Annotated in this window: 23 protein-coding genes, 10 tRNA genes and 1 rRNA gene; 29 read left to right on the forward strand and 5 right to left on the reverse strand. The window is 48.8% G+C overall.

Annotation, left to right across the window (positions count from 1 at the left end; genetic code table 11):
* Positions 1-171: 171 nt before the first annotated feature.
* The 3 genes from KNO68_RS10875 (at position 172) to KNO68_RS10885 (ending at position 2,656) form a co-directional block, all read left to right on the forward strand.
* Entirely contained in the window at positions 172-1,617 is a 1,446-nt protein-coding gene (locus KNO68_RS10875) for an alanine/glycine:cation symporter family protein (RefSeq protein ID WP_215112482.1), read from the forward strand.
* Positions 1,618-1,701: 84 nt separating this feature from the next.
* Entirely contained in the window at positions 1,702-2,157 is a 456-nt protein-coding gene (locus KNO68_RS10880; protein WP_031424431.1) for a hypothetical protein, read from the forward strand.
* Positions 2,158-2,209: 52 nt separating this feature from the next.
* The gene (locus KNO68_RS10885) at positions 2,210-2,656 is read left to right on the forward strand and encodes a hypothetical protein (RefSeq protein ID WP_215112483.1); all 447 of its coding nucleotides are present in this window, start codon (positions 2,210-2,212) and stop codon (positions 2,654-2,656) included.
* 39 nt (positions 2,657-2,695) lie between these two features.
* Here KNO68_RS10885 and KNO68_RS10890 read toward each other — a convergent pair whose 3' ends face one another.
* Entirely contained in the window at positions 2,696-3,697 is a 1,002-nt protein-coding gene (locus KNO68_RS10890) for a metal ABC transporter solute-binding protein, Zn/Mn family (protein WP_078146150.1), read from the reverse strand.
* 173 nt (positions 3,698-3,870) lie between these two features.
* Between KNO68_RS10890 and KNO68_RS10895 the strand changes: the two genes are divergently transcribed.
* The 3 genes from KNO68_RS10895 (at position 3,871) to KNO68_RS10905 (ending at position 5,956) form a co-directional block, all read left to right on the forward strand.
* Entirely contained in the window at positions 3,871-4,806 is a 936-nt protein-coding gene (locus KNO68_RS10895; protein ID WP_078146151.1) for an alpha/beta hydrolase, read from the forward strand.
* Positions 4,807-4,869: 63 nt separating this feature from the next.
* Positions 4,870-5,469 carry a histidine phosphatase family protein gene (locus tag KNO68_RS10900; protein WP_078146152.1) on the forward strand — a complete coding sequence of 200 codons (600 nt, stop codon included), beginning with the start codon at positions 4,870-4,872 and terminating at the stop codon, positions 5,467-5,469.
* Between the two features lie 10 nt (positions 5,470-5,479).
* Positions 5,480-5,956: a DUF456 domain-containing protein gene (locus KNO68_RS10905; protein WP_214731346.1), complete on the forward strand. Its 477-nt coding sequence runs from the start codon at positions 5,480-5,482 to the stop codon at positions 5,954-5,956.
* A gap of 72 nt (positions 5,957-6,028) precedes the next feature.
* On the opposite strand, the gene KNO68_RS10910 is transcribed toward KNO68_RS10905, so the two are convergent.
* On the reverse strand, positions 6,029-6,502 hold the full coding sequence (locus tag KNO68_RS10910) for a YwpF-like family protein (protein WP_031424441.1): 474 nt from the start codon (positions 6,500-6,502) through the stop codon (positions 6,029-6,031).
* Positions 6,503-6,615: 113 nt separating this feature from the next.
* Here KNO68_RS10910 and KNO68_RS10915 point away from each other — a divergent pair, with 113 nt between their 5' ends.
* Entirely contained in the window at positions 6,616-6,918 is a 303-nt protein-coding gene (locus KNO68_RS10915) for a 7TM diverse intracellular signaling domain-containing protein (RefSeq protein WP_031424443.1), read from the forward strand.
* Between the two features lie 37 nt (positions 6,919-6,955).
* Here KNO68_RS10915 and KNO68_RS10920 read toward each other — a convergent pair whose 3' ends face one another.
* Positions 6,956-8,401 carry a nicotinate phosphoribosyltransferase gene (locus KNO68_RS10920; RefSeq protein WP_215112484.1) on the reverse strand — a complete coding sequence of 482 codons (1,446 nt, stop codon included), beginning with the start codon at positions 8,399-8,401 and terminating at the stop codon, positions 6,956-6,958.
* A 22-nt stretch (positions 8,402-8,423) separates the two neighbouring features.
* Positions 8,424-8,957 carry a cysteine hydrolase family protein gene (locus tag KNO68_RS10925; protein ID WP_074034877.1) on the reverse strand — a complete coding sequence of 178 codons (534 nt, stop codon included), beginning with the start codon at positions 8,955-8,957 and terminating at the stop codon, positions 8,424-8,426.
* A 140-nt stretch (positions 8,958-9,097) separates the two neighbouring features.
* Here KNO68_RS10925 and KNO68_RS10930 point away from each other — a divergent pair, with 140 nt between their 5' ends.
* Genes KNO68_RS10930 through KNO68_RS10940 form a run of 3 tightly spaced genes read left to right on the forward strand, consistent with a single transcriptional unit; the run spans position 9,098 to position 10,199 of the window.
* Positions 9,098-9,373, forward strand: coding sequence for a 4a-hydroxytetrahydrobiopterin dehydratase (locus KNO68_RS10930; RefSeq protein WP_078146155.1), 276 nt, complete (start codon positions 9,098-9,100; stop codon positions 9,371-9,373).
* The gene (locus KNO68_RS10935) at positions 9,366-9,848 is read left to right on the forward strand and encodes a hypothetical protein (protein WP_230235411.1); all 483 of its coding nucleotides are present in this window, start codon (positions 9,366-9,368) and stop codon (positions 9,846-9,848) included. The genes KNO68_RS10930 and KNO68_RS10935 overlap by 8 nt, the downstream gene beginning before the upstream one ends.
* A 33-nt stretch (positions 9,849-9,881) precedes the next feature.
* Positions 9,882-10,199 (forward strand): hypothetical protein, encoded by a 318-nt coding sequence (locus tag KNO68_RS10940; RefSeq protein ID WP_015880545.1) that lies wholly within the window; start codon positions 9,882-9,884, stop codon positions 10,197-10,199.
* Positions 10,200-10,243: 44 nt separating this feature from the next.
* Here KNO68_RS10940 and KNO68_RS10945 read toward each other — a convergent pair whose 3' ends face one another.
* Positions 10,244-10,969 carry a rhomboid family intramembrane serine protease gene (locus KNO68_RS10945; protein ID WP_078146156.1) on the reverse strand — a complete coding sequence of 242 codons (726 nt, stop codon included), beginning with the start codon at positions 10,967-10,969 and terminating at the stop codon, positions 10,244-10,246.
* Positions 10,970-11,032: 63 nt separating this feature from the next.
* On the opposite strand from KNO68_RS10945, the gene acpS reads away from it, so the two are divergent.
* The 19 genes from acpS to KNO68_RS11040 form a co-directional block, all read left to right on the forward strand.
* Positions 11,033-11,401, forward strand: a complete 369-nt coding sequence (gene acpS, locus KNO68_RS10950; RefSeq protein WP_031424460.1) for a holo-ACP synthase — start codon at positions 11,033-11,035, stop codon at positions 11,399-11,401.
* Positions 11,388-12,464, forward strand: coding sequence for an alanine racemase (gene alr, locus KNO68_RS10955; protein ID WP_215112485.1), 1,077 nt, complete (start codon positions 11,388-11,390; stop codon positions 12,462-12,464). The genes acpS and alr overlap by 14 nt, the downstream gene beginning before the upstream one ends.
* 129 nt (positions 12,465-12,593) lie before the next feature.
* A complete protein-coding gene (locus KNO68_RS10960) occupies positions 12,594-12,872 on the forward strand; it encodes a hypothetical protein (RefSeq protein ID WP_078146158.1) in 279 nt (92 codons plus the stop codon).
* Between the two features lie 5 nt (positions 12,873-12,877).
* Entirely contained in the window at positions 12,878-13,228 is a 351-nt protein-coding gene (locus KNO68_RS10965; protein ID WP_026824472.1) for a type II toxin-antitoxin system PemK/MazF family toxin, read from the forward strand.
* 140 nt (positions 13,229-13,368) lie between these two features.
* Positions 13,369-13,695 carry an STAS domain-containing protein gene (locus KNO68_RS10970; RefSeq protein ID WP_015880558.1) on the forward strand — a complete coding sequence of 109 codons (327 nt, stop codon included), beginning with the start codon at positions 13,369-13,371 and terminating at the stop codon, positions 13,693-13,695.
* Positions 13,692-14,171, forward strand: a complete 480-nt coding sequence (gene rsbW / locus KNO68_RS10975; protein WP_015880559.1) for an anti-sigma B factor RsbW — start codon at positions 13,692-13,694, stop codon at positions 14,169-14,171. Before KNO68_RS10970 ends, rsbW begins: the two co-directional genes overlap by 4 nt.
* Positions 14,137-14,937, forward strand: coding sequence for an RNA polymerase sigma factor SigB (sigB, locus tag KNO68_RS10980; protein ID WP_015880560.1), 801 nt, complete (start codon positions 14,137-14,139; stop codon positions 14,935-14,937). The genes rsbW and sigB overlap by 35 nt, the downstream gene beginning before the upstream one ends.
* Positions 14,938-15,006: 69 nt before the next feature.
* A complete protein-coding gene (locus KNO68_RS10985) occupies positions 15,007-17,136 on the forward strand; it encodes a Tex family protein (RefSeq protein ID WP_215112486.1) in 2,130 nt (709 codons plus the stop codon).
* Between the two features lie 204 nt (positions 17,137-17,340).
* Positions 17,341-17,415 (forward strand) — tRNA-Asn (locus KNO68_RS10990).
* 9 nt (positions 17,416-17,424) lie between these two features.
* Positions 17,425-17,516: transfer RNA gene (locus tag KNO68_RS10995), tRNA-Ser, on the forward strand.
* 28 nt (positions 17,517-17,544) lie between these two features.
* A tRNA-Glu gene (locus KNO68_RS11000) sits at positions 17,545-17,619 on the forward strand.
* 5 nt (positions 17,620-17,624) lie between these two features.
* Positions 17,625-17,700, forward strand: a tRNA-Val gene (locus KNO68_RS11005).
* Positions 17,701-17,721: 21 nt separating this feature from the next.
* Positions 17,722-17,797: transfer RNA gene (locus KNO68_RS11010), tRNA-Asp, on the forward strand.
* A gap of 7 nt (positions 17,798-17,804) precedes the next feature.
* Positions 17,805-17,876 (forward strand) — tRNA-Gln (locus KNO68_RS11015).
* Between the two features lie 10 nt (positions 17,877-17,886).
* Positions 17,887-17,962 (forward strand) — tRNA-Lys (locus tag KNO68_RS11020).
* Positions 17,963-17,986: 24 nt separating this feature from the next.
* A tRNA-Leu gene (locus tag KNO68_RS11025) sits at positions 17,987-18,074 on the forward strand.
* A gap of 3 nt (positions 18,075-18,077) precedes the next feature.
* A tRNA-Arg gene (locus tag KNO68_RS11030) sits at positions 18,078-18,154 on the forward strand.
* Between the two features lie 10 nt (positions 18,155-18,164).
* Positions 18,165-18,241 (forward strand) — tRNA-Ile (locus tag KNO68_RS11035).
* Positions 18,242-18,341: 100 nt separating this feature from the next.
* Positions 18,342-18,511 (forward strand): 16S ribosomal RNA (locus KNO68_RS11040); the annotation flags it as partial.

Below are 18,511 nucleotides of genomic sequence, written 5' to 3' on the forward strand. Positions count from 1 at the left end.
CGGATTGCGATGCGCTCCCCGGCTCGTTTTTTGCTTTTAGAAAGAGTCGAGGTGATATTGAAAAACGAATTAATATTGCAATTTTCGTATAATTTACCTATAATTCAATTCATGTTAAGAAAGTTGACATGACTTTTTCTATTGAGATTTTTAGAGTGATGGAGGATTAGTATGGAGAAATTGGTAGAGAAACTCGTTTCGCAAGCGAACGATTTGTTGTGGTCGCAAGTGCTCATCGTTGTACTTGTTGCTTTAGGTCTTTATTTTACAGTTCGTATGGGCTTCGTTCAGTTCCGCATGATTCCTGAAATGTTCCGCCTCTTGTTCAAAGAGGGCACAGCACGTGAAAAAGGCCAAGTGTCTTCGTTCCAAGCTTTCGCAATCGGAACGGCAGCTCGTGTAGGGACGGGTAACATTGCCGGTGTGGCGACAGCGATTGCGCTAGGTGGCCCAGGAGCAGTTTTCTGGATGTGGCTCATTGCGTTGATTGGGGCAGCATCTGCATTCGTCGAAAGTACGTTGGCACAAGTGTACAAGATTCGTGATGGACGCACATGGCGTGGGGGACCTGCCTACTATATGGAGCGTGCGCTCGGTCAACGCTGGCTAGGTGTCTTGTTCGCGATTTTAATCACGTTCTCATTCGGATTCGCGTTCAACTCGGTACAGTCGAATACGATCTCACTCTCCGTGAGTAACCAGTTCGGGATCAGCACAACAGTCGTTGGGGTCGTCCTCGCGATTGTGACGGCAATTGTCGTTTTCGGTGGGATCCAATCGATCGCACTCTTGTCGAGTATCATCGTACCGGTCATGGCAGGTGGCTACATCTTACTCGCGATTTGGATTATGGTGACGAACGTTTCCCTTCTACCAGACGTCTTCAACCTCATCTTCTCAGAAGGAGTCCTCGGAATTGAGCAACTCTTCGGAGGAGCGATCGGCGCCATGGTACTTCAAGGGATTCGTCGAGGTCTCTTCTCGAACGAAGCGGGTATGGGTTCTGCACCGAACGCCGCTGCGACAGCGGAAGTATCGCACCCTGTCAAACAAGGACTGATTCAATCGTTTAGCGTATTTGTCGATACATTGTTCGTTTGTACATCGACAGCGATGATCATCTTGATTTCAGGCGTAGCCGGTTCAAAGTCTTTCGCGGGTGTCGAATTGACGCAAGCCGCGTTGACAGCAGAAATCGGTTCGGTCGCTACATCGTTCTTGACGATTGCGATTTTCCTATTTGCGTTCAGTTCGATTCTTGGAAACTATTACTACGGTGAGACGAACATCCAGTTCATCTCGGATAAGAAAATCTATGTCACGCTCTATCGCATCGGTGTTGTCGGCATGGTCTTGTTTGGTGCAGTCCGCTCTGCCGGCCTTGTTTGGTCGATTGCTGACGTGTTCATGGGTCTCATGGCACTCGTGAACTTGTATGCCATCTTCCGCTTGGCGAAAGTGGCTCGCGCCGTTCTCGATGACTACTTGGCACAGCGACGCGAAGGAGAAGACCCAGTTTTCTATGTCGACTCGGTTGAAAATCTTCCTGGTCGTGAATACATCGAAGCTTGGGAAAGCGAAACAGAGGAACAACAAACAGGAACAAGTCGTTCTTGATATAAGGAACCGTCTACGAATTCAAGTAGGCGGTTTTTTTACACATATAAGACGGGTAATGTCATAAAAAGGGGGCGTTCATGTATGGAGACGACGCATTATGTACGTGTTTCCCCAGAAGTTTGGGTGTCATTTAATCAGGATCCGGAGATGATTTTAGACTGGTTGATTCATATGCATGAGCAATATCGGGATCGGGACGATACGCTGACGCTTCCGAATGTGGAACCGTTTCAACGCGTACTTAGTCAAATCGAGGTATATATCGACGGGGCCGACACGTATAACATGGAAATGGCGCTCGTCGGCGAAGAGTTGATTGTCAATGAGGCGCAGGCGGTCGTGGTCGGTATCTTGACCCCGCAGTTACTTCATATCGTCAAAGATACGTTGCATGCGTTCGGGCGAGATGATGTGAAAGACATGGCATTCGTTGCAAAAGATGAATTCGAGATGATTTGGGAAGATTGGACCCGGTTGCAACAGTTTTGTGAGATCGCTTCGTCCCAGGAAGAACTCGTCTTGATTTATTATGAATGAAAGTGAATTCCCGTGGTATACTGTTAATAAATGGTATAAAGGGGATTTGCTCATGGATGTGTTCGGCACACTCATCTGGCTCGGGATACTCATCAATCCGTTTCTTGCGTATCAAACGAAAATCAAGCCGCTTTATCGCATCACACTCATCTCATTCATCGTATTCTTCATGACGTGGGGGTATGCTGTGACGGGAGGGGTGGCACCGGTGCTATTCGATACAGTTTGGAACGTCCTTCTTATCGCGTATGTCGGTCTTTTAGTATTGAATAGTTATGTGGTCAGCAAACGATTCGTTCCACAGATGACATGGGTTCGTTTTGGTGCAATCGCACTGATTGGCGTTGGTGTCAGTCAAGCGTGGTTAGGACTGAGTACAGGAGAGTGGACACGATCATTCTTCATGGACGGGGACTTCTGGATGATGAGCGTCATCGTATCGCTACTGCTCCTGCTTCTTGTCACGATGAAGATGTTAGACCGACGAATAGAAGTATAAAAAAATCCCGAAACGAGTTGATTCGTTTCGGGATTTTGATTATTTCAACGCTGTCTCAAGTGCCTTGACGTTTTCACGCATCAAGTCGAAGTAGCTCTTGTCCATCTGTTCTTTCGTGACCGATTCCAAGTTATAGATCGTCACGCTCTCTGCGCCGATCTCTTGTTTCACGACTTCGGCCACTTTTGGTGTGACCGTGTCTTCAAATGCGATATAGTTCAAGTCATGGAGACGGGCTTCCTCGATGATCCGTTTGAGAGCTTGTTGTGACGGCTCTTCAGACGGTGTAAGTCCGGCAATCGGCAACTGATCGAAACCATAGCGTTCAGCCAAATAGCCGTATGCGGCATGCGTTACAAGTAACTCGGATTTCGAACCGTTCTCGACCGCTGCCTTCAATTCCGCATCGAGGGCGTTCGCTTCGTCTTTGAAGGTGCTTAATCGTTCTGCGAACTCATCCTTATAGTCGGGTGCTTCCTCACTGAATGCGGCTTCGACCGCTTCTGCCATCGATACAGCATTCGTTGGATCGAGCCAAACGTGAGGGTCATACTTTCCGTGGTCATGCTCATCTTCCGAATGTGATGCTTCTTCGTTAGCATGCTCGTCCTCAGAATGCCCTTCGTCTTCAGCATGTCCTTCTTCTTCATGGACATGGACGGTATCCGCCGCATCGAGTAACTTCACGTTCTCGGCTGTTTTGACGAAGGCGACGTTCTGACCCTCTAAACTCTTCTCCATAGACTCGACGTAAGGTTCAAGGTCATGACCAATCGTCAAAAAGAGGTCGGCTTCTGCGATTTGTGTCATTTGCTTTGAAGTTGGCTCATACGTATGCGGATCAGCCCCAGGTGGAATGACCATCTCCACGTGGACGCGGTCGCCACCGATTTCTTCGGCTAATGATTTTAATGCAAACGTTGAAGCGAAGACGGTCAGTTGACCATCTGTCGATTCAGATGCGTTATCTCCTTCGGTATTTCCACACGCACCAAGTAAAAGCGTACCGGCTACGACTGCGCCTAACCAAGTTTTCTTCATCTTCCATCTTCCACCTTTCAAGTTATCTGAATATTAAATCGTAACTGTTACGTTTTATGACTGCGAGTAATATTATAGTGTGACCTTTGGAGCACGTCAAGTCCGACTTCTGATGGATAGATTTTTGAAAAAAGCGGGAATATGATTAAAAAAAGGAACGAGGAGTGGATTGTATGAGAAAGGAGACTGCCTGGTTTGTCGGGGGCGCGGCGATTGCTGCGGCGACGGCAGCCGGGGCTAGCGTGTGGAGTCAGTACGGGTCCCTTGTCAGATGGCAAGAACCCAAGTTGCCGATTCAACCGACAACACGCCGGCGCCACACGTACACGTATAAAATTGTTCACGATCGTCCGCTCCAATTTGATTTGTATCTCCCCCCTGGGGAGGGACCCTTCCCGGTGGCGGTATATGCTCATGGGGGAGCGTTCGTCAGAGGGAATCGGAGTATGGTGACCCTGTTTCATCCGTTGCTCGACCACTTTTTGGGGAAAGGGATCGCGGTCGTCAGCATCGATTACCGTCTATTTGAAGACGGGGTGTACTTCCCTGACAATATTTTTGATGTTTCTGATGCCCTGTGCTATTTGAAACAACATGAATCGCTGTTGACGCTAGATACAAGTCAACTACTCGTTTGGGGGGACTCAGCAGGCGCCGCGCTCATGCTTGCGGCTGCGCTCGATCGTCATCGACAATTTGCGGGCGATTTGGGAGACGACCTCCCGACCATCAAAGGGGTCATCGCCTTGTATCCACCGACAAACTTTTTATTGTTCAAATTTATCCAGACGTGGCTCGCTCACTTAAAGTTCTATGAAGGAAGCCGTGAGGAATGGCGTGAGTTGATGGTAAAATGCTCCCCGGTCTCCCATCTATATGCCGATGCCCCGCCGATTTTACTGCTACACGGGAAGAAAGATCCGATTGTCCCGTTCGGCCAAGCGCTTCACTTCGTCGAACATGCGAGTGACGTCGGCGCGAACGTTCAACTCATCTCCTTTCCGAATGGAACCCACTCGCTGGCGAGCTTCCTTCAATCGGATAATCCAATCAAAGAAGAGCAACTCATGGCCAGAATCAATCGTTTTATTGAAGAATGTCTCGGATGACGTTGCGATTTTTAGGGAAGATGGTACGATGGGGGATGATTGAAAGAGTAAGGAGTGGAAGTAGTGACAGAGTTATGTTTAGTCAGACACGGTCAGACCGATTGGAACCGTTTAGAAATTATTCAAGGGCGTGAAGATAACCCGTTGAATGCACTCGGACGTCAACAGGCAGAGGAGAGTGCAGCTTTTTTGAGTCAGGAGAAGTGGGACGTCATCGTCTCGAGTCCCTTGTCACGTGCGGTTCACACCGCGCAAGCCATTGCGACAGCCTGTGGCATCGAACATAAAGCGATTCTGCTAGATGAGCGTTTCATTGAACGTGAATTCGGAGCGGCATCCGGGCAACCCGTGAAAGGGATTTACGAGGCGGTTCAAGCGGATGACCAGAATCAGATTCCGGGTCTCGAAACGGAAGACGAGATGCGTACACGGGTCTTAGAAGGAATGAATCATTTGGTGGATACGTATTCTGGCAAACGCATCATTGTCGTCTGCCATTCTCATGCAATCAAAGCGGCGCTTTCTGCCATCGATGGGGCATATACGTTCCGTCACGCCATGCGAAACGCCTGCTCGAACTATATCACCCATCAACAAGGTCGGTTTGAAGTGAAGGCGGTCAACGTGGCTGACCATATCACCGATCCGACCATTATGAAATGAGGAGAATGTCATGACGACCTTACTATGGGTATTCATTATCGCATCATTCGTGGTCGCTTTTGCAGGACTCATCTATCCAGTCATCCCGAGTGTCTTGTTCTTGTTCATCGGATACATGATTTATGGATTCGGTTTTTCATTTGAACCGTTGACTTGGACATTCTGGGTATGGCAAACGGTCTTCCTCATCTTCTTGTTCGGGGTCGACTATGTCGTCACGCGGGCTACAGTGGATAAGCGAGGCGGCTCGGAGCGTGCGAAATGGGGCGCGACAATCGGCTTGATTGCAGGGCCGTTTATTTTCCCGCTCGTCGGGGTTTTGATTTTCCCGTTCATCTTCGCTTTCTTGGCGGAGTTGACACTCGGGAAGACGACACGTGAAGCGTGGAGCATCGGCGTCGGCACCGTTCTCGCCTTTCTCGGCAGCACGCTCTTAAAAGTGATCGGGATGACGATGATGATCATCCTATTCTTTATCTACGTGTGAGGCGGAGATGTTTCTCCGTCTTTTTAGTTTGAAAGGTGAATGGTTTTGGGGAAAGAAAAACAGGTCATCCGATTATTCAAATGACCCGGTTTTGACCAATTGATTGAAAGCGGAGCGACTGAACGATTGTTGCATTTCGACTTTTTTCTCGAAGAAGGCGGGCTTTAAATTCGAGGTGGCGACGCCATCTTGGATCAACGAATCGAGTACTTGCTTCGTCGCGTCTTGTTTCGGCATCAACATGAGTCCTTCAGCGACGAACGTATGATGGTCGTTCAAGGCCCTCTCGCTCGTGAACGTCAGTGCGAGCGCAGCCGGGGCGTTCGTTGGCGACGTGATGACGGCTTCAGCGAGGATGAGGATGCGTTTGTTTAAGTAATGATGGAGCGTGACAGCCGACTCGGTCGGCACGAGCATTTCGAGGAGCCATTCTGAATCGTGCTCCTTCGAGATGATTAACCCATCGAGTAAATCGATCGGTAAATTCAGTTCATTGCCGTATTCGTCTTGGACGAGTCGGACTTGGACGAGGCGAAACGTTTTCATGGGATCGTTCCTTTCCGCGTTTTCTTTAGACCATCTTAACACAGTCTGAGGAATAGAATGTGTTAAGATAACGGGGAAGAAACAGAAAAATAGAGAGTGAGGGAGGCATCAAGATGAGTTGGGTTGTTGGCGTAATCGGGTATGTGACGATTCTCGCAATCGTCTATTATGGTGTCCTTTTCTTCAAAGTGAAACGGGAGCGGAGTCGGGCCGGCTATCGGATTTTTCTCTTGCTTGCCGGATTGTTTTTAGTCAGTGGGAGCGATTATATCATTGCGTTGTTCCAAGGAGACACCGAAGCGACGTTTTGGCAACGGACCGTCTATTTTGTCTTGATATTGCTCTCTTTGTCGATGGCGCTTTACTTTCGGAGAAAAGAAGATCAAAGCCAAGCAGGCGAGATGACAATGGTATAAAAAAACGGCTGTGGGTATGCACCCACAGCCGTTTTTTTTATTTTGGTACCCGCGTTTTGCGAATCATATCGAGTTTTAAATCCCATAGTGACTTGCTGAACGTCACCGAATACACTTCTGGTAAACGGAGACGCTTGTACTCTTCCCACAATCCGTTCATCTGCTCGTGATGATATGCACGAATCTCACTTGTGCTTGGAAGGTCGTATACGCGTTTCCCATCAAGGAAGATTGGTTGTAACAAACGTTTCACGTTGAAGTTACGTGTCTTGATCTTGAAGGCCGGGTCACGGACGTCAATCAAGTCGATCTCGGTGTACGATTCGACCGGTTCATCGGCGAGGGCGATATAGTCGCCTTTGAACTTTTTCGTTTCGTTGTCGATGATGCGATACAACTCTTTCTTGTGAGGAGTCGTCGTCTTCACCTTGGAAGAAGATACTTTGATGACCGGCTTTAATTCACCAGATTCATCCTCACGCGCGACGAGCTTATAGACCATCCCGAGTGCCGGCTGCTCGTAAGCCGTGATGCCGCGTGTCCCAACGAGGAACGTATCGGCCTCTGCGCCTTGCATCCGTAAGTCCTGGATGACATACTCATCCAAATCCCCAGAGACGACGATTTTGACGTAGTCGAGCCCTGCTTCATTCAACGCCTTCCGGGCACGCTTCGACAAGTAGGCGAGGTCCCCAGAGTCGAGTCGTACTGACTTGAGACGATGGCCCTTCGCCTCGAGCTCTTTTGCGACCGTAATCGCGTTCGGCAGACCAGACTTGAGTGTGTCATACGTATCGATGAGAAGGCTTGTGTTGTCCGGGTACATCTCAGCGAACGAACGGAATGCGCTCAATTCATCATCGTGGAACTGAATGTCGGCATGCTCCATCGTTCCTCCTGTCGGGACATCAAAGTCACGACCGGCTGACACGAGACTTGTCACGTCGAAACCAGCGATGTAAGCCGCACGTGTTCCGTAGTAAGCCGCATCGACACCTTGCGCGCGACGAGCTCCTCCTTCAAGGAGTGTCTCGTTCGGAGCAGCCTGACGAATGCGTGCATACTTCGTGGCAATGAGTGATTCGTGGTTCGCGATATTGAGTAGCGCCGTTTGGAACAGCTTCGCTTCAAAGATGGTCGATTCAATCCGAACGACTTGTTCATGTGGGAAGATGACTTCTCCTTCGCGAACACTATATAGTGAACCAGTGAACTTAAAGTTCCGTAAGACGTCTTCGAATTCATCTTCGAATCCGAGTTGCTCTTTCAAATAGGTGATGTCCGCCTCCGTAAAGGAGACGTTCTCTAAGTAGTGAACGATATTCTCGAGTCCGGCGAAGACGACATAACCACCACTAAATGGATTCGAGCGATAGTAAAGGTCGAAGACGACCTTTTCATTATGGCGACCTTGCTTCCAGTAAATATACATCCAACGTGGAAGATAAAGATCTGTGTGAAGGGCTAAATTACGATGTAACATATGATTTCCTTTCTGTTTTACGTCACTTTCCGACGACTGTCGCACCGAGTGTTGTGACGAAATGTTCGAGCGCCCATTCATGGCCGACCGGGTTGAAGCTTTGAACGGCATCGGCATGGACGACGATTTGATAACCGAGGTTGTAGGCATCTACGGCTGTATGGAGTACACAAATATCCGTGCAGACACCGACGAGATGAACTTCTGTGATTCCGCGTTCCCGAAGACGCAGGTCAAGGTCAGTTCCGGCAAAGGCACTATAACGTGTCTTATCAATCCAGTGGTCTGCCTGTTTCGCAGCTTCCTTCACAGAACCGTACAACTCACGGCCCTCTGTCCCGCGGATATTGTGCGGTGGGAACAACGTCGTTTCAGGGTGGAACGTGTCACCTGCATCATGGACGTCGTTCGCGATGACGACATAGTCATCCGTTGCGAATGTCCCAATCAATTCGACGATCCGTTCTTCAATCTCTTGCCCGGGTTTCCCACAAGTCAAACGACCACTGTCTGCGATAAAATCAAATGTATAATCAATAACAATCAATGCGCGCATGGGAGATGCTCCTCTCTCGTAATGAAAATGATGGCTGTCCATCTCATTCTAATTCATTATACATCATGCACGGAAGATTATTTTTCTTCGGTTTGGGTAGATTAAGACAGTAGACTGTATAGGGAAAGGGGATTGTGACGATGGTATTATCGCAAAGTGAATTGACAGAGGAACTGTCACGGTTGAACGGTTGGGAAGAAGTGAACGGGGAGATTCAAAAGACGTATCGGCTGGAAACATTTCCGGAGGCCATTCAGTTCGTGCATCTTGTAGCAGATTTGGCTGAATCGCTCGATCATCATCCGAACATCTTGATTGAATATCGGAACGTGACATTGACCGTCTCGACCCATGACGAAGGGGGCATTACGGAGAAAGACATCACACTCGCGAAAGGGTGTGAGGAACTTGTCTAAGCTCTATATGACTTTTGCGTCAGGCAGCGTGGCGGAGCGTCTTCGAAAGGAGCCAGGCGTCATCGCGGCGAATGGACACGAAACGATTTTGCTCGCAGAAGGAGAGAAGTCTCCGTTCAAGAGCGGTAAAGTGTTTGAAATTGAAGAGGCGTCGGGCGAATTCGTGAAAAAAGGGAACATTTTATACGCAAACGTTCCGGCAGATGAGAATGCCCGCTCCCTGTTGTTTCACCACTTGTTGACGGAAAAGGCGCCACTCGGTGTCAGTCATGATGGGTTTTCGGCATACCGATTAGGTGTCGACCCGGATGATAATCATGCCGTCGTCTTTATTCAGTTCACGTCTGGTGGGAAACACTTTCGTGATACAGCGGACTATGCAATCCTTGAAGACCGCTTGAAGCGAGCGGTCGAACAGCGCGGTGCAGGTCCCGTCATAAAACACTATGTCGTCAGTGAGTCAGATAATCTATAATAAAAGATAACGTCATGTTAGGGGAGGATTTTTATGAACAAGAATTATTTCTGGTTGGGGATGGCTGCGGGTGCGGTAATCGGCGCAGCAGCATCACTTCTCCATAGCGAAACGCGCGATCAACAAGTGAGACAACTGAAAGGCATCAAGTCGAAGTTGAAATCATCGAATACGTCGACTGAGGCACATGCGGTCGGTCTACAAGCGTCATCGAAAGGCAACTTGAAAGACCGTGTCATGGAATGGAAATCGCTTTACGAAGAAAACCAAGATACGATTCAAAACCTCGTCGAAGACGTGAAAGACTTAGTGGATGCGCTTCAAGAGGCTCGTCATAAAAATCAAATCTAATCAAATGGCCAAGCGATTTCGCTTGGCCATTTTTCGTACCTTCTTTATAAGAACTGTGCCAATAATCCGAAGATGGCCAGTCCGATGATGATGTAGAAAAACCACTTTCCGTCCCCGGAATGAATGACAGGGGGCGTGTACGAACGTTGCTTATACTTCCCGTAGCGCATCGGGCGCGTATACGGGACGGTGAAACGTGAGAGTGGGATGGCAAGTAAGAATCCGGCCAAGAACCCGTACACATGTCCCCAAAGGGAAACGTTCGAACCAATCAATGTGAAAACGGCACTGATAGCGACGAAGATGTAGACCAAGCGGGCATCTTGGCTGTACATCAACGTGCGACGGAAACGACCGATGAATACGTAGAATCCGAGAATGGCCAAGATGGCGCCTGACGCCCCGGCTTGTAGATAAAACAAGTTACTGACAGTGAAATACGTGAGCAGGTTGGCGAGCGCTCCAGCGAATACATAAAACAAGGCAAATTTCACGTGTCCGACCATTCGTTCCATCGCCGGTCCGAAGATGATCAGTGCGAACGAGTTGAACAGCAAGTGACCGAGACTCAAATGAATGAAGTTGGCCGTGACCAAGCGGTACCATTGTCCGTCCGCGAGTGCCAAATGGAACGACCCTCCCGTCGCCACGATTCGTAAACCAGGAGCGAAAGAATCGATGACAAACACAAGGAGTTGGATTACAATGAACAGCGTTACGAGTGGATATGCCCGTACAAACGTTTGAACATTTTCCGTACGACTAAACATAACATCACCTCTTTCCTCAATTGTATAAGGAAACGGGGAAAAAAGGAAAGGAGCGAGTGTCCTGTGATTGTAGGAATCGGAGTCGATATCGTCGAGCTTGATCGGATGGCTCGCTCGATGAAACAACCACGTTTTTTAAAACGGCTGCTCACCGATGCGGAATATGAACTGTCTCAACAGTATCCGCTCCCGCGTCAAATCGAGTTTGTCTCGGGTCGCTTTGCCGCGAAAGAAGCTTACGCCAAGGCAATCGGGACTGGCATCGCACACGGGTTATCCTGGCGTCATATTGAAATTTTACCGGATGAGACGGGTCGACCTGTCATGACCGCGCCGTTTGCGGGGAAAATCCATGTCAGCATCAGCCATAGTCAAACATACGCCATCGCACAAGTCATCTTAGAAGAGGAGGGACATCATGTTTCGTCCTAGTCGAATCGAGATTGATCGGGCGTCCATCGTCCATAATATAAAAGAATTAACGAGACGGATTCCGCAGGACCTCATGGCGGTCGTCAAAGCGAATGCCTACGGACATGGGGCCATCGAAGTGGCGAAGATCGCCCTGGAGAACGGAGCGACGATGCTCGGGGTCGCGTTACTCGAGGAAGCGCTCGAACTCCGCGATGCGGGAATCGAAGCACCGATTCTCGTCATGGAAGCGCAATTCCCTGAATATGCCGGAGTGGCGGCAGAACAGGGGATCACGTTGTCCGTATTTTCTGCCGAATGGTTACGAGAGGCAGCTCCATATATAGAAGAAAAGCCGTTGACGGTTCATATCAAAGTCGATACCGGGATGGGACGCCTCGGACTTCGTACCCGTGAACAGTTGGATGCCTTACTTGAAGAAGCGACCGATTCGTTTGTGGTGGAAGGAATCTATACCCACTTCGCAACGGCGGATGAGCTCGATAGCAATCTGTATTATACACAGCAAGAGCGGTTCGAGCGTTTGATGGATGGTCTCCACGAGCGGTTCCGCTATATCCATACGTCGAACTCGGCCGGGGCCATCCGAATGGCCGGACGAGATGTTCCTTATAATCTGGTTCGTGTCGGCATCGCGCTCTATGGGTTATATCCGTCACGTGAGATGGAGACGTTCTATTCGTTCCTGCGCCCGGCCTTCACGCTAAAAAGTCAGCTCATGCAGGTGAAGCGGCTAGAGGCAGGTCAGACAATCAGTTACGGCGCGACGTATACAACGTCAGCCGATGAATGGATTGGTACCGTTCCGGTCGGATATGCGGACGGCTGGTTACGAAAGGCGAGCGGATTTGAAGTGGAGGTCAATGGGATTCGTTGTCCGATCGTGGGACGCGTCTGTATGGACCGCTTCATGATCCGACTTCCAAAGGAGTTTCCTGTAGGGACGGACGTGACCCTTGTCGGTGGAAACGTCGCCATTGATGAACTCGCCTCATATCTTGGGACGATCAACTATGAGATCGTTTGCCAATTCACGAGCCGATTGCCACGTCTTTATGTGTGAATCATAAATCGTGTGAAATTATCTGAATTCTTTCTCGATTTCTCTATATTTTCCCATTCCCGCGTGTTATATTGATAAAGAACGCGGGAGAATTTCCGCCAGTCCATGAAACGATTCTGGAGGTGTAAGATGTTGAAGCAGCGAACTGCGGGTGCGCTAGCGTCCGTCCCAGATCGGTTCTCGCAACAAGGGGGTCCGATTTCGATGAAAGACCGTGAAACACTGTCCTTGAACGATGTAGTGACATACTTGTCTAAAGAAATTGCTGATCGACAACAAACACTGCGTGAAGAATTGGCGAGAGGCTATCAAGAGATGGCCGCGTTTAACTTGAATATGGCAGAAGAGATGCTAATGATTGAAACCGAAGCCGAACACGCTCTCTTACGTCAAGTAAGTGGGGTGTGAGCAACGTGATCGTAAAGCGTGGTGACGTGTTTTATGCGAATCTGTCGCCCGTAGTCGGCTCAGAGCAAGGTGGCGTTCGACCCGTTCTCATCGTACAGAACGACATCGGCAATCGCTTTAGCCCGACCGTCATTGTCGCTGCGATTACAGCTCAGATTCAAAAAGCAAAACTGCCGACTCATGTGGAAGTATATCAAGAGAAGCACGGACTCGAACGAGATTCTGTGATTTTGCTTGAACAGATTCGAACGATTGATAAGCGTCGTCTGACGGATAAAGTCACTCATCTCGATGATGAGACGATGCATAAAGTGGACAGAGCGCTAGAGATCAGTATGGGATTGATCCCTCTCTAGCCTTACATAGATAAGACTGGTACATAGGTATCGGTCTTTTTTTAAACTTTTTAAAAAAAGTGGTTTAAGATTTTGTTAGAGGGGAATTTAAGTTAATCGTACTCAATTTTTCTGTACGGACATTTAGGAGGGAATAGACGATGGATTTAGCGATTCGCGAGCAAGTCATTGGAGAACAATTACACCTTTACGTATCCGGAGAAGTGGATACATATACTGCACCAAAATTGAAAGAAGTATTGCATCCGGCCATCAGTGAGCAAGATGTGGTCGTTCATTTAGACGAAGTGGAGTATATGGATTCGACAGGTCTTGGCGTGTTCGTCGGGGCATTAAAGATTGCCACGCGTAACGAAAAAGAGTTGTCACTTGTCGGAGTCACAGACCGAGTCAATCGTCTGTTCGAATTGACGGGTCTTCACAAACTTCTTTCTATTAATTCGAACGTAAGAGGTGGCACGCAATGAATAATGTTGAACAGACGGTCATGACGTTCCCGGCCAAACCCGAATATGTCGGTGTGGTTCGATTAGTCGTTTCAGGAATCGCTAACCGTATGGGATATACGTACGACGAGATCGAAGATATTAAAATCGCGGTCTCGGAAGCATGTGGCAACGCCGTCCAACATGCTTATGACGATCATCAAGATGGAGAGGTCAAACTCGCTTGTGGCGTCTATGCAGATCGTCTTGAAATCACGATTGAGGATTCCGGCAAGACGTTCGCAGATGATGTGAAGCGTCAAGCCGCTCCGGTCGAAGAGACGACCGAAATTGAATCGCTCCATGAAGGAGGACTTGGTCTCTTCTTGATCGAAGCATTAATGGACGATGTCTCGATCAATAAAGACAACGGTGTCAAAGTGACGATGACAAAACTCCTCAATAGGGACGAGGTGGATCAGAGTGCCAGCAAAATCTCAACAACGCCATCACAGTGATGACGAGGTACTAGAGTGGATTGAACGCTATCAACAAGACGATCAAAACGAAGAAGTGCAAATGCTCCTCATCAACCGCTATTCTGACCTCGTTGAAGCACTCGCGCGTAAATTCTCGCGTGGTCGTGCGATTCATGACGATCTCGTACAAGTTGGGATGATTGGGTTATTGGCGGCACTTCGTCGATTTGACCCGGAATTTGGTCGTAGCTTCGAATCGTTTGCTGTCCCGACCATCATCGGCGAAATCAAACGATTTATTCGCGACAAGACGTGGAGTGTCCACGTGCCACGTCGAATCAAAGAACTCGGTCCAAAAATTAAGAAGACAGTCGAGGAGTTGACGACCGAATTACAACGTTCGCCACGAATCGATGAAATTGCCGATCATCTCGGCGTTTCCGATGAAGAAATTCTCGAAACGCTCGAGATGGGCAAAAGTTATCAAGCCTTGTCGGTTGATAGTTCAATCGAAGCGGATAACGAAGGTAGTACGGTCACATTACTCGACTTGGTCGGTAGCCAAGAGCGCGGGTACGAATCAGTCGATCAGCGTCTCATTTTAGAGAAAGCGTTCAATGTCTTAAACGAGCGTGAACGCGCCATCTTGGAATGCGCCTACTATAAGAATATGAGTCAAAAAGAGACAGGAGAACTTCTTGGAATCTCGCAGATGCATGTGTCCCGTTTGCAACGGCGAGCACTCGAAAAGCTGCGTGAAGCCATCAAGGTCCCACTCAATGAAGTATTCTCAAGCGATGACTAATCGAGTCATCGCTTTTTTGTTTGAATGTTTGCTACACTTTGAAAGAGATCAAAAAAGGAAGTGATTCAAGTGATTACGAAAGTGGCTAACGCGTTAAACTTGAAAGTGAACCAAGTCGAGACGGTTCAGCAGCTCGCATCTGAAGGGGCAACGATTCCGTTCATGGCCCGTTATCGGAAGGAAATGACGGGGAATTTGGACGAAGTTGAAATTAAAGGAATCTTGGATGCTCTTCAATATGAAGAGAGCCTGCAAAAACGCAAGGCGGATGTCCTGGCTAAATTAGAAGAGTTGGAAAAAAACACGCCTGAACTAACGAAAGCGTTAGAGGCGGCGACAACCCTTCAACAAGTGGAAGACATCTACTTGCCCTATCGTCCAAAACGACGCACGAAAGCAGAACAGGGACGTGAGAAAGGACTGCAGCGGCTTGCGGACTGGTTCCGGGACAAATCACCCTATTCTTCGGACAAGGTAAAAGAACTTTCTCAAGACGTCAAGGTGGAAGAGGCGTTGCCGCTCGTTCATGCGATCATCGGCGAAGAATGGGGCGAAGAAGCGAAACTGCGCCAGATGCTTCGCGATCGTGTACGAAAAGAAGGACTCTTGCGCTCGAAGAAGAAAAAACAAGCGGAAGACGAAAAAGAGATTTTTGCGCAGTATTATGAATATGAAGAGAAGATTGCTGGCATTGTCCCGCACCGTGTACTCGCCTTGAACCGTGGGGAACGCACGGACGTGCTCCAAGTGAAGGTGGTGTTTAACGAGTCGCGCTTCATGGATCAAGCCCTCCGTACATACGAACGACTTCCGAAAGAAAAGCGTGAGGTTGTCGAGGTAGCTGTGACGGAGGCGTACAAGAAGTCGGTCTTCCCCGCCATCGAACGAGAGATTCGTGGGGAGCTGACAGAAAAGGCAGAAGAGCAGGCGATCGATGTCTTCTCAAAAAACTTGAAACAACTCTATATGCAACCGCCCCTTCGAGAGGTCGTCGTCCTAGGAATCGACCCGGCTTATCGAACTGGTTGTAAATGGGCAGTCGTCAATGAGATTGGGAAAGTCGAAGAAGTCGGCGTCTTCTATCCGACTGCACCGAAACACGATATCGCCGGTGCTGAAAAAGTACTGACGAGACTCGCGAAGAAATATCCAATCTCGGTCATCGTCGTTGGAAACGGAACCGCCTCACGGGAGACGGAACAATTCGTCGCCGACTGGTTGAAGAAAGCGGAACGTGATATTGCTTACGCGATTGTGAACGAAGCGGGGGCAAGTGTCTACTCGGCATCGGAAGTCGCACGAAGTGAATTCCCGGATTTGAAAGTTGAGGAACGGTCAGCCGTTTCGATTGCACGTCGAATTCAAGATGCGATGGCGGAACTTGTCAAAGTCGACCCGCAATCAGTCGGTGTCGGACAATATCAGCATGACGTCAGCCAGAATAAACTGAAAGCCTCCTTAGAGTTCGTCGTCGAGAGCGTGGTCAACATGGTCGGGATCGATGTGAACCGTGCTTCCGAGTCTTTATTGACGTACGTCTCAGGACTCAATAAAACGACGGCGAAAAATATTGTGGCATATCGTGAAGAGAATGGACGCTTTGAAACGAGAAAGGAAATTAAGAAAGTACCTCGTCTCGGAGCGAAGGCGTTTGAACAGGCGGCTGGATTCTTACGGATCATGAACGGGAAAGACGTTCTCGACCAGACGGAGATTCACCCAGAAAGCTATCCACTTGCGTTATCGATTTTAAAAGAGATCGGTTCTTCAAAGTCAGAGGTCGGTACGGCCGCGCTTCGAGAACGATTGCAACAAGTCGATGCCAAAGCTTTGAGTGAACAACTAGAAGCGGGGCTTCCGACAGTCGAAGACATTTTGAAGTCATTAGCCAAACCAGGTCGTGACCCACGAGAAGATATCCAGAAACCATTACTACGCACGGACGTCATGAGTCTCGAAGACCTTCAAGTCGGCATGGAATTCCAAGGAACCGTTCGAAACGTTATTGATTTTGGCGCGTTCGTTGACATTGGGGTGAAACAGGATGGTTTGGTCCACATTTCGAAATTATCGAATCGATATGTGAAGCATCCATTGGATGTCGTGGCGGTTGGTGACATCGTGACCGTGTGGATCGAACAAGTCGATGTGAATCGGGGACGGATCAGTTTAACGATGCTTGCACCGAACGTTAAATAAGAAGAAACTCGAATCAGGTAAAATGTTTTTCATTTTACCTGATTTTTTTTAAAAAAAGTGTTGACGGTCTTTTTTTACCGTGTTATCTTATAGAAGTCGCCGAGAGACGGCATGCGAAATAAAAGTTTTTCTAAGAAAGTGATTGACAGGTTTCTGGTTTGCGGTTACAATTTAAATCGTTACTTCGATAATTTCAAGCAACGTTCCGCAATAGCTCAGTGGTAGAGCAACCGGCTGTTAACCGGTAGGTCGTAGGTTCAAATCCTACTTGCGGAGCCATTTTATTTTGGAGACGTACCCAAGAGGCTATAAGGGGCTCCCCTGCTAAGGGAGTAGGCTGGGAAACCGGTGCGAGGGTTCGAATCCCTCCGTCTCCGCCACTTAAATTACTTAGAAGACACATACACTGGCCCGTTGGTCAAGCGGTTAAGACACCGCCCTTTCACGGCGGTAACACGGGTTCGAATCCCGTACGGGTCACCATATATGGAGGATTAGCTCAGCTGGGAGAGCACCTGCCTTACAAGCAGGGGGTCGGCGGTTCGATCCCGTCATCCTCCACCATTTCAAATAAAAACGTAATCTGGTCTTGTGGTGTAGGGGTTAACATGCCTGCCTGTCACGCAGGAGATCGCGGGTTCGAATCCCGTCAAGACCGCCATTTACGTTGGGCTGTAGCCAAGTGGTAAGGCATCGGATTTTGATTCCGACATGCGAAGGTTCGATCCCTTCCAGCCCAGCTTTTTATTTGAGTCATTAGCTCAGTTGGTAGAGCATCTGACTTTTAATCAGAGGGTCGCAGGTTCGAGCCCTGCATGACTCACCATTTTCTTTTTTAACTTTATACGCTGCGGTCGTGGCGGAATCGGTAGACGCGCTAGGTTGAGGGCCTAGTGGTGGTTAACACCGTGGAGGTTCAAGTCCTCTCGACCGCACCATATGCACCCTTAGCTCAGCTGGATAGAGCGTTAGACTACGAATCTAAAGGCCGGGAGTTCGAATCTCTCAGGGTGCACCATTCTTTTTATGGGCCTATAGCTCAGCCGGTTAGAGCGCACGCCTGATAAGCGTGAGGTCGGTGGTTCGAGTCCACTTAGGCCCACCATTTAAACTGACGAACTTTGAAAACTGAACGATGAGGCAAAAAAAGTTTTACCATTTTTGAATGAAGCGCAAGCTTCGTCAATTTAAGAGCTATATCAAATTCTTTGGAGAGTTTGATCCTGGCTCAGGACGAACGCTGGCGGCGTGCCTAATACATGCAAGTCGAGCGCAGGAAGCCGTCCGAACCCTTCGGGGGGACGACGGTGGAATGAGCGGCGGACGGGTGAGTAACACGTAAAGAACCTGCCCATAGGTCTGGGATAACCACGAG

It is taken from the genome of Exiguobacterium sp. s75, from assembly GCF_018617145.1.
GTDB lineage: Bacteria > Bacillota > Bacilli > Exiguobacteriales > Exiguobacteriaceae > Exiguobacterium > Exiguobacterium profundum.